Here is a 13,245-nt window from a genome sequence, read left to right as displayed (position 1 = left end):
CCACAGTTTATGACTTCACAAAGACCGTTTTGATGGCCGTGAAAAACTCGATAGCCGCTTGCCCCTGTTCTCTGGAGTGTGAACTTGACATCTTCATTCCGCCAAACGGAGCCTGCAGCTCTACGCCGGCTGTTTCTGCATTAATTCTGACCAGTCCTGCATCCATGTCCCGGATGAAAGACAACATGGCTCCGACGTTCTGTGTATAGATGGAAGCACTCAAGCCATAATCGCTATCATTAGCCGCTTCGATGGCTTCCTCCAGGGAATCTACCGCAATCAAGGCCAGAACCGGGCCAAAGATTTCTTCCCGGGCGATGGACATATGGGATTCGACCCCTTCAAATACGGTCGGCTGCACATAGAATCCCTCTTCTAGTCCCGGACCGTCCCCTCTTTTTCCACCAGTGAGCAGAACGGCACCTTCATCTTGGCCTTTTTGAATATAACTCAGCACGGTATTGAGCTGTCCTTCGCTTGCACATGGACCCATCCAGCTTCCAGAAGACATGCCGTCACCCAGCCGAATTTCCTGGATTTGCGAAAGCAGCTTTTCTTTGAAGGCATCGTATACTTTTCGTTCAATAATGACCTTGCTGGTGGCCGTACATTTTTGCCCGGTCGATTTCAACCCACCGCTGATCGTGGCTTCCACAGCCAAATCCAGGTCGGCGTCAGCCGCGATAATAATCGGGTTTTTCCCACCCATTTCAAGTTGATACTTGGCCCCACGTGCCAGTGCTGCGCCGCCGACCCGTTTGCCCACTTCATTAGAGCCTGTGAACGTTATTCCGCCCACATCCGGATGCTCAGCAAGTGCAGATCCGATCACTGAGCCTCTGCCGCATACCAGATTAAGAACACCTGCCGGAATGCCCGCCTCTTCAAAACATTCCATTACTTTAGCCGCAGTGACCGCAGTTTCCTGAGCAGGCTTCAACACAACCGTATTACCGTAGATCAAGGCCGGAGCCGTTTTCCAAATCGGAATGGCTACTGGGAAATTCCAAGGAGCAATAACCCCAACAACGCCAAGGGGTACGCGGGTCGTAAACATCAGCGCTTCGCTGTCCGTTGATGGAATGACATCACCGGTTTTTCGCATGCCTTCTCCAGCGTAATACCTTAAGATCGCGACACCGCGCAGTGTCTCTCCTTTGGCTTCTGGGAGTGTTTTGCCCATTTCCCTGGTCATCGCCTCTGCAACCTCATCGGCCCGGCGTTCCAACACATTGGCTGCCTGAAATAGATAGTTTCCGCGTTCCGCGCCCGATAACCTCCGCCAATCTTTTGCTGCTTCCTTCGCGGCTGCAACAGCCCGGTTCAGGTCCTCTACGCCTGAGGTGGGTACGTAGCCAACTACCTCCTTCCGATTCGCCGGGTTGATGCTCGGTTCGGTTTCACCGGACGTCGCCTTCACCCATTCTCCGTTAATGTAATTGCTGTATGTCTGCTCTACCTGAAATGTGGTCATCGCATTCATCCTCCTTGTACATTAGTTTGAAATGACTGGATTAATAAGTGTCCCGATATCGCTAATGGATATTTCAATGCGGTCCCCGGGTGCAAGTGTAAAATCATTAGGTGGCACAATGCTAGTTCCTGTCAATAACACCGTACCGTCAAACAGATCGTTATCTCTGGCCAGAAAAGAGACCAGTTCATCGAGTTTTCGGTTTAACTCACTTGTGCTTGCTTCGCTTTTGACAACTACTTCACCTTCGCGATATATCTCGCAGACGATGTTGAACGCATATGGATTTTGCACCGTTTCCGCTAGACGAATGGCTGGCCCTATCGAGCAGGAATTGCGCCACATTTTTGCTTGCGGTAGATACAGCGGATTCTCCCCTTCAATATCGCGGCAGCTCATGTCATTACCAACGATGTATCCCACAATGCTGCCATCCGCGGCAAGCACCAACCCCAGCTCAGGCTCCGGGATCTGCCAATTGGAATCGCTGCGAAGTGTGACAGCCTCATTGGGCCCGATGGTGCGGGCTGCTGTAGATTTAAAAAAGATCTCCGGCCTTTCGGCATCATAAACTTTATCGTAAAAGGTCTTTGCATCCAGCTTGCCTTCCGTCGCTTCATAATTTCGCGCTTCCCGGCTGCGCTGATAAGTCACACCCGCCGCCCATACTTCCGGAGCTTCCAATGGAGTGATTAGATGTAAGGAAGTCCAATCGTCAGTTAACTTGTTTAACGGTTTAAAAGCGCTTTCAACAAGTTGAACTGGAGAAACCCCCTGCTTTCTTGCTTGATAGATCAAAGTCATAAAATCTGCTTGTGGCAAACGATACGCTTGTTCATCATCCGTAACGGCTGCCAGCCACTTCTGTTGTCCGTCCAGAAATCGAATAATTCTCATTCAAGCTTGCCTCCATTTTTCCCCATCGGGTTGATAATACTACCATAGCACCCGCTATGGTACATGACGATGTTCTAATCACTCCGACGATTTACCCTTTTCACGCATTTTTTTCTGTTAAGATGAGGTTAGATCCATTAAACTAAAGATAATTTACGAGGACAATCCGATGACAGGATGTTGGTATATAGAATAGTACAAGGGGGTTGGTTTGCTGTGACCAAGCTTTCGGATGCTGTGTATTTAGGTCGTCTACCCGATGTTCGCATGTCTTTTCAATTATTGGGGCTGCATGCAAGAAAAGTAGATTCAAGCTGGACTTATCCGTCTCATGAACATTCAATGTATGAAGTGCACTGGATGATGGACGGGCAGATGAACATGGTTGTCAACGGGCAGTCTTATCGGCAGTCGGTTGGCGACCTTCTGTTCATCCGGCCTGGTATGACCCACTCTTGCACCGGAGCCGGACCGGAGGGGTTCACTTATTTTTCCGTGCATTTCAGCATACACGATACATCCTTTTGCAGAGAACTTAACCGTTGCAAAGACATCTATTATCCGGCAAATTCGAATTTGGCTCTGGGGCTTTCCCCTTCCCTGTCTACTTTGTATGGCCTGTCCACAGAGCATATGTCTAGCTCACTATCTTCCTCCAAACAAATGAAGGTACATGCCGCCGTGTTTGAACTGCTCGGTTCCCTGGTCGGTCAGTTATCTCAGCAAGCATCCGTTACGTTGTCGAGAAAAGAAACCATTGCCCATCAGATTGCTGAGCACATTGAGGATTCGGTAAGGTATATCCATCTTCACGGGGAAATTCAGGAGAGTGAGCGAACCTGGATTCAGGATATTGCCAAATCGCTGAGCATTAGCCCGTCACAGGTTAATCGTATATTTCGGCAGGTATACGGCATCGCTCCGCGTAAGTTTCTATCCGAAACCCTTCTGAACGAAGCGCAGCGGCTGTTAAAGCAAACCGACCTGAACATAGATCATATTGCGATGATGCTGGGGTATAAGACCAATGCGCATTTTAGCCGCCAATTCAAGCGGTGGACAGGCATCGCGCCAAGCGAATATCGTAGCCATTCGCAGCAGGCAGGAGAAGCCAACGTTGTGGATGACTAAAAGTTTAATCATAAAAACCCCAATTGTCTGAGCCGCATAGGCTGATCGGTCAACAAAACAGCTACTGGATGACCAGCAGCTGCTTTGTTTTGTCTGGATTGCTCAGATCATGTGTTTGAGGATTACGCTAAAATAAATGATGCAAGGCTTGCACTTCCAGAACCTCTGTACGTAAAATACAAAGCTTGTATACCATCTGGAATGGTCATCTCGACTGAATAGGGTTTCCAATGATTGGTGAAATGTACCGGGATTGTACCCAGGACAGGACCGTTCCATGCGGTTTTGACCTCAAATACCCCGTGACAATATCCCCGTACCTTGATTGAGACCTGGCGAATTCCTCGGCAATCAAAGTATTTAAAACCTGCCGTTGCGGATTCAACCATATTGGCGATATATCCGACCTCTTCATCACCGTCTCTACCATCCTGGGTGATCTTTGGAAAGCGGCTGTCCAGCCAGGCTCCTGCCCCGAAACCTCCAGTGTACTTCTGATCATCTTTGGTCAAAAGATTACATGCAAGATATGCGGGGTACTCGCCTTTTCCTTCAAGCGGTCTCCCACTTGGACCAGAGGAGGTCATTTCCACCTGAGGAATGCTGCCGTCCTCTTCAAAAGATATCTTCTCAATACAGCCCTGCCGGTTGAATGCGTCCCCATTGGTATGACGGTGATAGAAGACATACCAGTCTCCGTTGATCTCCACAATGCTGCCATGGTTATTGCCTCCATAATACATGGGTTTGTCAGCAGGTTTGTAGGAGTTGATATGGAGATCACAGTTGCTTATGATGACGCCCTGATATGTAAATCCTTTATTTGGAAATCGACTGGTGGCATAACATAATTCATGCATAACGATGGAGGAATACACCAGATAGTAGGTATCACCTCTCTTCCGGATGGAAGGCGCCTCAAAAAATTCATGGCCCTCATAACCGCTGCCCTCACTGTAAGGCTCGCTCGGTGCTACGAATACGGGTTCTTCCACAATCGTCAGCATATCCGGACCTAGCATCGTGGCCATCGCGCCATGTCTTGATTGGTCTCCGGCCGCACAGAAGCCGGTATACAGATAAGTGTGCTGTCCTTCAGTCATCACGCCGGGATCGAACTGGGGCTCGTCCCCTTCTCTTTCGCCCAGACGAGTGCCGTCGTCATATTGTACATAACCATAGAATTCATATTTACCGGCAGGTGCATCACATACAGCCACCGAAACAACGGGTACCTTATCCAGCACATAATACAGATAATACCGCCCATCGGGACCCAGCGTAACATCTGGCGCATACAAACACATATGGCCATTCGGATTCAGCGGGTCATCTGTTTTTCGGTAGATCACCCCTTCATTTCTCCAATTCCCAAGGTCATTCACGGGTGCAGACCAGCATACATAATCGTTCAGACAGAAGGCATGTCCGTTAAAACGGTCATGTGAACCATACACATACACTCTATCATTGAATACATAAGGCTCACTATCAGGTACGTACTCCCAGGATGGAAGATATGGGTTGAACCCCTGCTTGTTCATTCCAGCTATACTCCTCATATAATTGTAATAGTACATTCGTTCTATGAAATAAAGATAACTCTCGTATAATAGAAAATAGCTTAAGTAGAGTATGGGTTATTCTTTTTTACAACTTAAAGATAAAGGGGAAGAACCATGACATCTATTTTTTACGTTGAATGTGACGCGGTACATCAGAATCATTTTGTTTTTGATATCCCTGAAGGACATGATGCCTGGTTATTAGTCATTACACAGACCCCTGCCCAGTTTTGGGTTGATGGACAACTTAAGGAATACCCGGCTCATTGTGCTGTACTTTTCAAACCGTATCAAAAAATATATTATCGGGCTTGTTCAGAGCGCTATATAAATGATTGGATTCGTTTTGAAAGTGATGAACCGTTTGTAACCGATACCTCCCTTCCGCCAGGCACACCTTTCCCACTGGATGATCCGGAATACTGTCATAAGTTGTTCCAATTGCTTGTTGCAGAGCATTCTTTTCAGAACGATTACCGGGAATCATCCATCAATTGCCTGCTGCGAACCTTGTTCAATAAATTGCTTGAGTCTTGTGTCCAAGAGGATATTAGTCCTCAGCACTATCCTCTGTTGAAGCTTCGAACGGCAATTCATAACGATCCCAGCCATCCTTGGACCATATCGGAAATGGCGAAGATCATAAACGTCAGCCCGGGGTACCTGCAGTTGATGTACAAGAAATCGTTTGGCCTCTCGTGTATGGAGGATGTTATTCATAGCAGAATACGTTTGGCCAAAGAATATCTCAGACATCATTTGTATACGGTTGCAGAGATTGCCGATCGATGCGGTTACCGTAATGTCGAGCATTTTTGCAGGCAGTTCAAACAAATGACCGGTTCCTCGCCCAAACAGTTTCATAAACGACGTGAAGGTGTCCCGGCTGACTTAACAGAGTTGGGATATAAATCTCACTTTTAAGGGGGATGTACTTAGATCAATGGAAAAATTCCCACTCTGTCCAATAGGCGTTTACATACTTTAGCCATTTAATCGGTATAAACGTCATCGAGGTTGTTAGCGTTCTCTGCTGTCATTTTAAGTTAAGGTTTTAGACTGTATGATGCAATGACATATTCTCAAGCATGATTGATCAATTATCATATTGTGATACCTTATAATGGCATCTTATTTTTTGCATATGCAGCCGCGCCGATCATTCCTGCTTGCCCACCTAACTTTGCTTGTACGATAGGACATACAACGGATGAGAGATGCAATGCATGATTTTTAACCGTGTCACGTACTGTATTCAGCAAGCGGTCACCGGCTGCCGACATTCCTCCACCAACAATAATCACTTCTGGATTGAATAGATTGATTACATTGGAAAGACCAAATCCAAGAGTCTTCCTGATTGGAATCCTGGAGCTTAACCCCATTTCGAACTTTTTGGATTATTTATCTATACTTATATCTCCAAACAAAAGAAGTCACTAATTTAGTGACTTCTTCTGACATAAAGTTTCCTATTATAAATTTTATTTAACCTAAAAGGTTCTGATTCATCAATCCTTAATTAAGGGTTCTATTGGGATGAAGTGCACGAGCCATTGCATCCATATAACCCTGAACAGTGCGTTGACTCACTTCTGTTTCTGGAGCAAGAATTTCAAAAAGGTGGAAGCAACCTGGATAGAGGTGAAATTCAACATCCACACCTGCTTGTGCTAGTCGTGCCACATACTCCATCGTCTCGTCCCGGAATAGATCGAGCTGACCTACACAAGTATAGGCTGGCGGCAATCCGGCCAAGCTCTCTGCTCTAGAAGGTGCTGCATAAGAAGAACTTTCAATGACATCGTTCTCATCACCAAGGTACATATTCCAAGCAGCCACGTTGTCCGTTCGGTTCCAGATTGAACCCTCTTCTGTAATCTCATGACTAGATGGCGTGATGTTACGATTATCTAACATCGGATACAATGGCATTTGGAAGATAATAGACGGACCTCCTTTATCACGTGCCATTAGCGCGAGTGCTGCTGTCAGTCCTCCGCCACCGCTAGCACCGGCAATCGCAACCCGATTCACATCAATGCCAAGCATTGTTGCTTCCTCCGTCATCCATACCAATCCAGCATAACAATCTTCAATCCCCGCAGGATAAGGGTGCTCAGGAGCGAGCCTATAATCGACTGATACGACAATACATTCTGCTGTCTGAACAAAACGTTCGCACAATTTGTCGTCCATATCTGGATGTCCTAACACGTACCCACCCCCATGAATCCATAACATGGCTGGTAGTAAATCATTCGTTCGTTCGGCTGGCTCATAAATTTTGACCAGCATCTCACCTCCATCCCTCGGAATTTTCCGGCTAGTTGTGTTTACATGCTCTGATTTTTTCACCGATGCAGCCGATACTAAGTTTCTGCTCCACTCTAAATTTTTCTCCAATTCAAACCCTGGAAATTGTGAATATACCTCTCTTAATTCTGGTAATATACGTGTCTCAATACTCATGATAATTCCTCCAAATATAATAATGAATTCGTTCATTTATGTTTTTTAGTTAATCCTTATCTCATTTCAGCTTCCCACTTGGAAATTTCCTCTCGTACTCGCGGTGCAACCTCTTTACCGAGCAGTTCTATAGCCTGCATTACCAACTCATGTGGCATCGTGCTTAAGGGAACATACATCATGAAACGTGTAATTCCTACATGCTTGCGCAGATGAATAATTTTTTGAGCAACTGTTTCCGGATCCCCTACATACAACGCACCATCAGAGCTGCGGGCAGCGTCATAGCTGGAACGATCGTAATATGCCCACCCCCGCTCTTTGCCGAGTTTATTCATGCCGTACTGAGTGGACGGGAAAAAGAGTTCTGCGGCTTTTTCCGTATCTTCTGCAACAAATCCGATAGAATGTGAACCTACCCGAAGCTGTGATACATCATGACCAGCATGAGTTGCCGCCTTTTTATACAGTTCTACAAGTGGCGCAAATTTCGTTGGATTTCCACCGATAATTGCAAGAACAAGTGGCAGACCTAGAATTCCAGCACGTATGGCAGACTCCTGAGTACCTCCGCTACCGATCCATACAGGTATAGAATTCTGAACAGGACGCGGGTATACCCCCAGATTATGTATCGCTGGTCGATGGCCTCCATTCCATGTTACTTTCTCGGATTCCCGTAATTTAAGAAGCAATTCAATGTTTTCATTAAATAAATCCTCGTAGTCATGCAGGTTATAACCAAACAGTGGAAAGGACTCAATGAAGGAACCTCGACCCGCTATAATCTCGGCACGTCCATTGGAGAGACCGTCAAGCGTGGCAAAATCCTGAAACACACGGACAGGATCTGCTGAAGATAGGACCGTCACAGCACTTGTCAATCGAATCCGTTTTGTGAGGGGCGCGGCAGCGGACAACACCATTGCTGGTGAAGATGCTGCATAATCATCACGATGATGCTCACCTATGCCAAACACATCAAGTCCTACCTGATCTGCAAGGACGATTTCTTCCACGACTTCTCGCAATCGCTGTGCGTGACTCATCACAACTCCGGTCTTAGTATCAGGCTTTGTTTCTACGAATGAAGTAACACCTATTTCCATAATTAATCTCTCCTTATATTTTTCTTTCCTTAAGAGGAATGCTCAAGACAACGGATTAAAGCCGTCCAATCCAACTCACCATAACCATGGGTAATTCCTTCAGAGAGGTGTTGATGAATAAGCTGACCTAAAGGGAGTGGAGCTTGAACTGACTTGGCTGCCTCGATAGCTAATGCAACATCCTTTAACCCGAGCGTCATTTTAAAACCGGCTGGTTCAAATCGCTGTTCGGTCATGATCGCTCCATAGTTCTGATATACCGGAGATTGAAAAAGAGCATTCACAACATCCATATATCGGGACGGCTTAATGCCGTGCTTTTCAACCATGAGCTGCGCTTCCGACAATGCTTCCAGCATTGAAGCAATTAGAAAGTTAACGCCTATTTTGACAATGTTACCTTCTTCGCCATGATCCCCAATCTCAAATATCTCTTGACCTAGTACTGTTAACATGGGAAGTACTCGTTGTCTTGCATGTTCCGGACCAGCTAAAATAATGCGCAATGTAGCTGCTTTAGCGGCATCCGGGCGCCCCATTACGGTGGCAGACACAAAGTGCTGGTGTCTCTCCGCATGCAAAGCGGATAATTTTCGAGCCAGATCTACGCTGATCGTACTGGCAGATACGTGAATTCCATTTTCAGATAATCCGTTCAGAACTCCATTTGGTCCCTCGACAATCTCTCTCAAAGCAGCATCATCAGATAACATGGTAATTACAAGATTGCTTTCTTTCGCTGCCTCTAGTGGTGTTTGGACATAACGTGCTCCCTGTTTTATTAACGGTTCAACTTTTTCAGGGGTCCGATTAAAGATGACTAATTCATAACCCGCTTTCAACAGGTTTTGTGCCATTGGAAGCCCCATATTTCCAAGTCCAATAAACGATACCTTCATTGGTTGCATCTCCTTATTGTTGATGGAATGTTTCGATAACGGAATGAATGTTCCAGAATGATTAAAAAAATTATGGTCTTGCAGATACTTTTCAAATGGCACCTTCAAAATATGAGGAATATAATAACGGAACAATCATTCCAATATTGCTAAAAAAAATTATATCCCTGCAATTACAAAGCTAATCATTTCTTTTGCACGTTCTGGATTTTGACCTGTTTTGGCCATAATATTTATGCTTTGATGTAAATTCAGCAATAAATAAGACAATGTTTTGATATCTGTTGTTTTATCTATCTCTCCCGATTGTTGGCCCTTCTCCAAAAGCTCACAAAATGCTTGTTCCAAATCCGAAAAACTAGTCTGTATCAAGACATTTATCTGTTCATCTGGTGACTCCAATGTTGTAGCTGTATTCGTTACAAAACATCCGCCCGGTAGGCTAGTATCGTATGCCGAAGCAATATGATACTCAAAAAATTGAAGAATTCCATCTCTTACGTTTGATGCTTGTTCAAGAATAGTCTGCTTATTGGAACTCCCTTTTTTATAATGCTCCAGGGCATCTCTGTACAAGGTTTGCTTGTCGGAAAACGTATCATAAAGGCTGGATCGGCTAATGCCCATCACTTCTAGTAAATCCGGTATGCTAGCAGCCTCGTATCCTTTTTTCCAAAACAACAGCATCGCTTGGTGCAACGCTTGATTTTTGTCAAATTCTTTAGTCCTGGCGATAAGTAACACCTCCCGTTTCAGAAATATAACATATCTGAACTGATCAGTCCAGAAAAGAATCTTGCCGGTTGTTAATCGTTATTAAAAATTTATCCATTGAATAATATATGATCTATATTTTACATCTAACTCCAAAAATATTAACTTTGTTATACACCAAAAAGATCTCTTGAGCAGTGAATGCTGAAGAGATCCTTTTTTTATTTTACTGATAACCGTCAATTACAACTCAAAAAAGCCAAGAACTGAGAAGCAAGAATTACCCATCATTGAAATTACACTGGATCTGGAGTTCCAGTTCTGCTTCTCGATTTCTTAAATAGCAGTATGGCAAGAAGTAAAGCAATTCCTACAGCTCCAAACCCCAACCAATTTAAGTACAGGACAGATGTACGACTGATCACAATCCCACCTAATCCAGATCCCAATGCAAAACCAAATTGGATAAATGACGTATTTACGCTAAGGGCAATGTCGGGATTACGAGGTGCCAGTGTAACCAGATATAGTTGCTGGGCCGGAGATATGCTCCACGTTGCTAACATAAAAATCATTAAAACCAAGATTAACATGATAAGATTAACTCCAGCTAGAGCAAACAAAAGAAGAGTTACGCCTTGTAACAGAAGGCCTAGACAGATTGTAAACTTTGATCCCTTTGCATCTGCCAATTGTCCGCCCACTTTTGATCCGACAAAGCTGCAAATTCCCGCGAGAAACAGAACACCGCTTATCTCGGTCATAGTAAGAGTGGATGTGGCTTGCAAGAAAGGCGTAATATACGTGAACAGTGTCGAATAGCCGCCGATATACAATAATGTAATAAGCAAGGCAGTCAGAATGAGTGGATTTTTTAAAATGGAGAGCTGCATTCTGAGGGTGATCTTTTCTTCCTCTTTGATTGCCGGAACCTTTTTGTAGATAATAAGTAATGGAAGAACACTTAACAATCCAATGAATATAAATAGAACTCTCCATCCAAACATTTCACTAAAAAATGTGCCCAATGGGACACCGAGCACTAGCGAACTGCTTAGCCCCATCAAAATGATGCCGATGGCATTGCCCCTTTTTTCTTTTTCAACCAGTCGTGTCGATACGGCCATCGCTACTACGGTAGCCACTCCTCCGCTAGCCCCTTGAATAATTCGCACCCATAGTAAAGTTTCGTAAGAAAGGTCAACAAGCATAAGTCCGTTGCTGGCAATAAACACACTGAGGGCGGACAACAGTAACTTCTTGCGATCCATATTTATTGTAATTGCAATGAGAATCGGAGCGATAATGGCCGCTGCCAGAGCGAATACAGTCACCAGTAAACCCACTTCGGAAGTAGATACGCTCAGGTCTGAGGCGATCATTTCTATGACTCCTGTAATAATGTATTCAAGGGTTCCGATCAGAAAAACAGCTAATGCCAAGATATATATAATCCATTTATTTTTCACTTTAATCCACTCCGTCTTCTCTAGTTATCTATTTAGTATTGGAATTTGTATTTCTATAAACTGTACATCTTGTTCTTGAGATAAGGGTAAATATAATTCCCTACCAGCTCCGTTCTCCTTGATCTGATAGTTATTATTCTCAATCCATGTAGCTAGATGAACACAGGCTTTACAGGCAAAGGTGGCATTGGAACGATAAGCTATGGTAGCCATCATGGGCTCGGCAGGAAGAGTCCGCAGTTGAAATGGGTCAGGAGGTGAAAGCAGCTCACAGGTTAAGAAGTAACCTATTTCAAACTCGAACTCTTCCTCTTGTCCTGCGATTTCTTTCCACAAAACAACCTGAGGTCCGTCGATCAGTTGGCGCATTTCTTTTGTTAATGACTGGTCAAACTGACGAAATAAACTCGGGATATCCTCTTCCCTCCCGCACCCTGTCTGAAAAAGAAACTGCCGAGCACCCTCCTCTTTGATTCGAATTTCTTGTCCAGTTTCGACGTGCCCCTCTTCCTCTATAAGCTGCATGCGTTCCTCAATCCGGACGAGTTTGGCTTGTTCCGTATCGATAATCTGCTGAATTTCGCTTCTTTTTAGCTTAAACATGCCTTGAATATTCTCCAATGTAATATGCTCATGTAACAGCTGTGTGATTTGTGGCAACGTGAACCCCAATTCTTTATAAATGAAGATTCGGTTAAGCTCGAGAAGCTGATCTGCGGAATAGTAACGGTAACCCGTATCGTGATCTACCTTTCTCGGCTTAAGTATGCCAATCTGGTCATAATAACGCAGTGTTTTTAATGAGACCCTGCTTAGCCTGGAAAACGCACTGATTTTGAACAACATATCATCTCCAATCTTTTAACATAATGCGAGTATATAGTTTCCCGTACAGGGGAAAGTCAAGGGTATATATGCTTCTCATTTGCCTAGCTAAATCAACCACCGTCCTTGTCATCACTCTATGTTGCTGTTAAATGTAAGTCAAAGAACCGTTTCTGAATGAAACGTTCATTTTTTTTGAACAAAAAAATGCCACTCATCGTGGCATTCTCTCGGTACGCATTCAGTTATCCTGCTCAGGCAGGTTTGTATTATTTTCCGGTTTCAGCAAATGTTTTAATACGCTCCCCGATCTGGTCACGAACCCTTTGGAATACGGCCCATTTCTCTTCATCAGTACCTTGCGCTTTGGCAGGATCATCAAATCCCCAGTGTTCTCGCTTCACATGTGGAGGCGTCATGGGACATTTATCTGCGGCATCCCCACACAACGTGACTACGAAATCAGCGTTGTTCAACAACTCTGAATCAATGATGTCCGAAGTTTGAGTCGAAATATCCAGATCAACTTCGTTCATGGCTTCAACCGCTTTTGGATTCAGACCGTGGGCCTCAATTCCTGCGCTATGGATGTTCCAATCCTCACTTAGATATTTCTTGGCCCAACCTTCGGCCATTTGACTCCGGCAGGAATTGCCTGTGCACAGGAAGTACAGTGTTTTTTTACTCATG

13 protein-coding genes are annotated in these 13,245 nt (G+C 44.7%); 2 read left to right on the top strand and 11 right to left on the bottom strand.

Annotated elements, in window-relative coordinates; translation table 11 throughout:
• Positions 1-7: 7 nt before the first annotated feature.
• Positions 8-1,474 carry an alpha-ketoglutaric semialdehyde dehydrogenase GucD gene (gene gucD, locus C161_RS15920; RefSeq protein WP_036671416.1) on the bottom strand — a complete coding sequence of 489 codons (1,467 nt, stop codon included), beginning with the start codon at positions 1,472-1,474 and terminating at the stop codon, positions 8-10.
• Between the two features lie 21 nt (positions 1,475-1,495).
• On the bottom strand, positions 1,496-2,371 hold the full coding sequence (locus tag C161_RS15915) for a fumarylacetoacetate hydrolase family protein (protein ID WP_036671413.1): 876 nt from the start codon (positions 2,369-2,371) through the stop codon (positions 1,496-1,498).
• A gap of 216 nt (positions 2,372-2,587) precedes the next feature.
• Between C161_RS15915 and C161_RS15910 the strand changes: the two genes are divergently transcribed.
• The gene (locus tag C161_RS15910; RefSeq protein WP_036671411.1) at positions 2,588-3,502 is read left to right on the top strand and encodes an AraC family transcriptional regulator; all 915 of its coding nucleotides are present in this window, start codon (positions 2,588-2,590) and stop codon (positions 3,500-3,502) included.
• Positions 3,503-3,624: 122 nt separating this feature from the next.
• On the opposite strand, the gene C161_RS15905 is transcribed toward C161_RS15910, so the two are convergent.
• Positions 3,625-5,046 carry a family 43 glycosylhydrolase gene (locus C161_RS15905; RefSeq protein ID WP_036671409.1) on the bottom strand — a complete coding sequence of 474 codons (1,422 nt, stop codon included), beginning with the start codon at positions 5,044-5,046 and terminating at the stop codon, positions 3,625-3,627.
• Positions 5,047-5,181: 135 nt separating this feature from the next.
• On the opposite strand from C161_RS15905, the gene C161_RS15900 reads away from it, so the two are divergent.
• Complete coding sequence (locus tag C161_RS15900; RefSeq protein WP_036671408.1) at positions 5,182-5,991, top strand: helix-turn-helix transcriptional regulator; 810 nt, start codon at positions 5,182-5,184, stop codon at positions 5,989-5,991.
• Positions 5,992-6,185: 194 nt separating this feature from the next.
• Here C161_RS15900 and C161_RS15895 read toward each other — a convergent pair whose 3' ends face one another.
• The 8 genes from C161_RS15895 to arsC all read right to left on the bottom strand — a co-directional run bounded on the left by C161_RS15895 (position 6,186) and on the right by arsC (position 13,244).
• Positions 6,186-6,452 carry an ROK family protein gene (locus C161_RS15895; RefSeq protein WP_036671406.1) on the bottom strand — a complete coding sequence of 89 codons (267 nt, stop codon included), beginning with the start codon at positions 6,450-6,452 and terminating at the stop codon, positions 6,186-6,188.
• Between the two features lie 133 nt (positions 6,453-6,585).
• Positions 6,586-7,539, bottom strand: coding sequence for an alpha/beta hydrolase (locus C161_RS15890; protein WP_036671405.1), 954 nt, complete (start codon positions 7,537-7,539; stop codon positions 6,586-6,588).
• A gap of 56 nt (positions 7,540-7,595) precedes the next feature.
• Positions 7,596-8,648: an LLM class flavin-dependent oxidoreductase gene (locus tag C161_RS15885; protein ID WP_036671403.1), complete on the bottom strand. Its 1,053-nt coding sequence runs from the start codon at positions 8,646-8,648 to the stop codon at positions 7,596-7,598.
• A gap of 29 nt (positions 8,649-8,677) precedes the next feature.
• On the bottom strand, positions 8,678-9,547 hold the full coding sequence (locus C161_RS15880; protein ID WP_036671398.1) for an NAD(P)-dependent oxidoreductase: 870 nt from the start codon (positions 9,545-9,547) through the stop codon (positions 8,678-8,680).
• A 159-nt stretch (positions 9,548-9,706) separates the two neighbouring features.
• A complete protein-coding gene (locus C161_RS15875; RefSeq protein ID WP_235193829.1) occupies positions 9,707-10,291 on the bottom strand; it encodes a TetR/AcrR family transcriptional regulator in 585 nt (194 codons plus the stop codon).
• 266 nt (positions 10,292-10,557) lie between these two features.
• Positions 10,558-11,730 carry an MFS transporter gene (locus tag C161_RS15870; protein ID WP_036671395.1) on the bottom strand — a complete coding sequence of 391 codons (1,173 nt, stop codon included), beginning with the start codon at positions 11,728-11,730 and terminating at the stop codon, positions 10,558-10,560.
• 24 nt (positions 11,731-11,754) lie between these two features.
• On the bottom strand, positions 11,755-12,573 hold the full coding sequence (locus C161_RS15865; RefSeq protein WP_036671393.1) for a MerR family transcriptional regulator: 819 nt from the start codon (positions 12,571-12,573) through the stop codon (positions 11,755-11,757).
• 251 nt (positions 12,574-12,824) lie between these two features.
• Positions 12,825-13,244, bottom strand: a complete 420-nt coding sequence (gene arsC / locus C161_RS15860) for an arsenate reductase (thioredoxin) (protein WP_036671391.1) — start codon at positions 13,242-13,244, stop codon at positions 12,825-12,827.
• Position 13,245 lies beyond the last annotated feature (1 nt).

Source organism: Paenibacillus sp. FSL R5-192 (genome assembly GCF_000517845.1).
GTDB lineage: Bacteria > Bacillota > Bacilli > Paenibacillales > Paenibacillaceae > Paenibacillus > Paenibacillus amylolyticus.
The sequence above is the reverse complement of the archived record's forward strand: the minus strand, read 5'-3'. Positions and strand labels throughout refer to the sequence as shown.

What these genes read in the sequence shown, in the direction of transcription:
- C161_RS15895 (WP_036671406.1), bottom strand. Translation starts at nt 6,452, where the DNA reads ATGGGGTTAAGCTCCAGGATTCCAATCAGGAAGACTCTTGGATTTGGT.
- C161_RS15880 (WP_036671398.1), bottom strand. Translation starts at nt 9,547, where the DNA reads ATGAAGGTATCGTTTATTGGACTTGGAAATATGGGGCTTCCAATGGCA.
- C161_RS15900 (WP_036671408.1), top strand. Translation starts at nt 5,182, where the DNA reads ATGACATCTATTTTTTACGTTGAATGTGACGCGGTACATCAGAATCAT.
- C161_RS15890 (WP_036671405.1), bottom strand. Translation starts at nt 7,539, where the DNA reads ATGAGTATTGAGACACGTATATTACCAGAATTAAGAGAGGTATATTCA.
- gucD (WP_036671416.1), bottom strand. Translation starts at nt 1,474, where the DNA reads ATGACCACATTTCAGGTAGAGCAGACATACAGCAATTACATTAACGGA.
- C161_RS15905 (WP_036671409.1), bottom strand. Translation starts at nt 5,046, where the DNA reads ATGAACAAGCAGGGGTTCAACCCATATCTTCCATCCTGGGAGTACGTA.
- C161_RS15915 (WP_036671413.1), bottom strand. Translation starts at nt 2,371, where the DNA reads ATGAGAATTATTCGATTTCTGGACGGACAACAGAAGTGGCTGGCAGCC.
- arsC (WP_036671391.1), bottom strand. Translation starts at nt 13,244, where the DNA reads ATGAGTAAAAAAACACTGTACTTCCTGTGCACAGGCAATTCCTGCCGG.
- C161_RS15885 (WP_036671403.1), bottom strand. Translation starts at nt 8,648, where the DNA reads ATGGAAATAGGTGTTACTTCATTCGTAGAAACAAAGCCTGATACTAAG.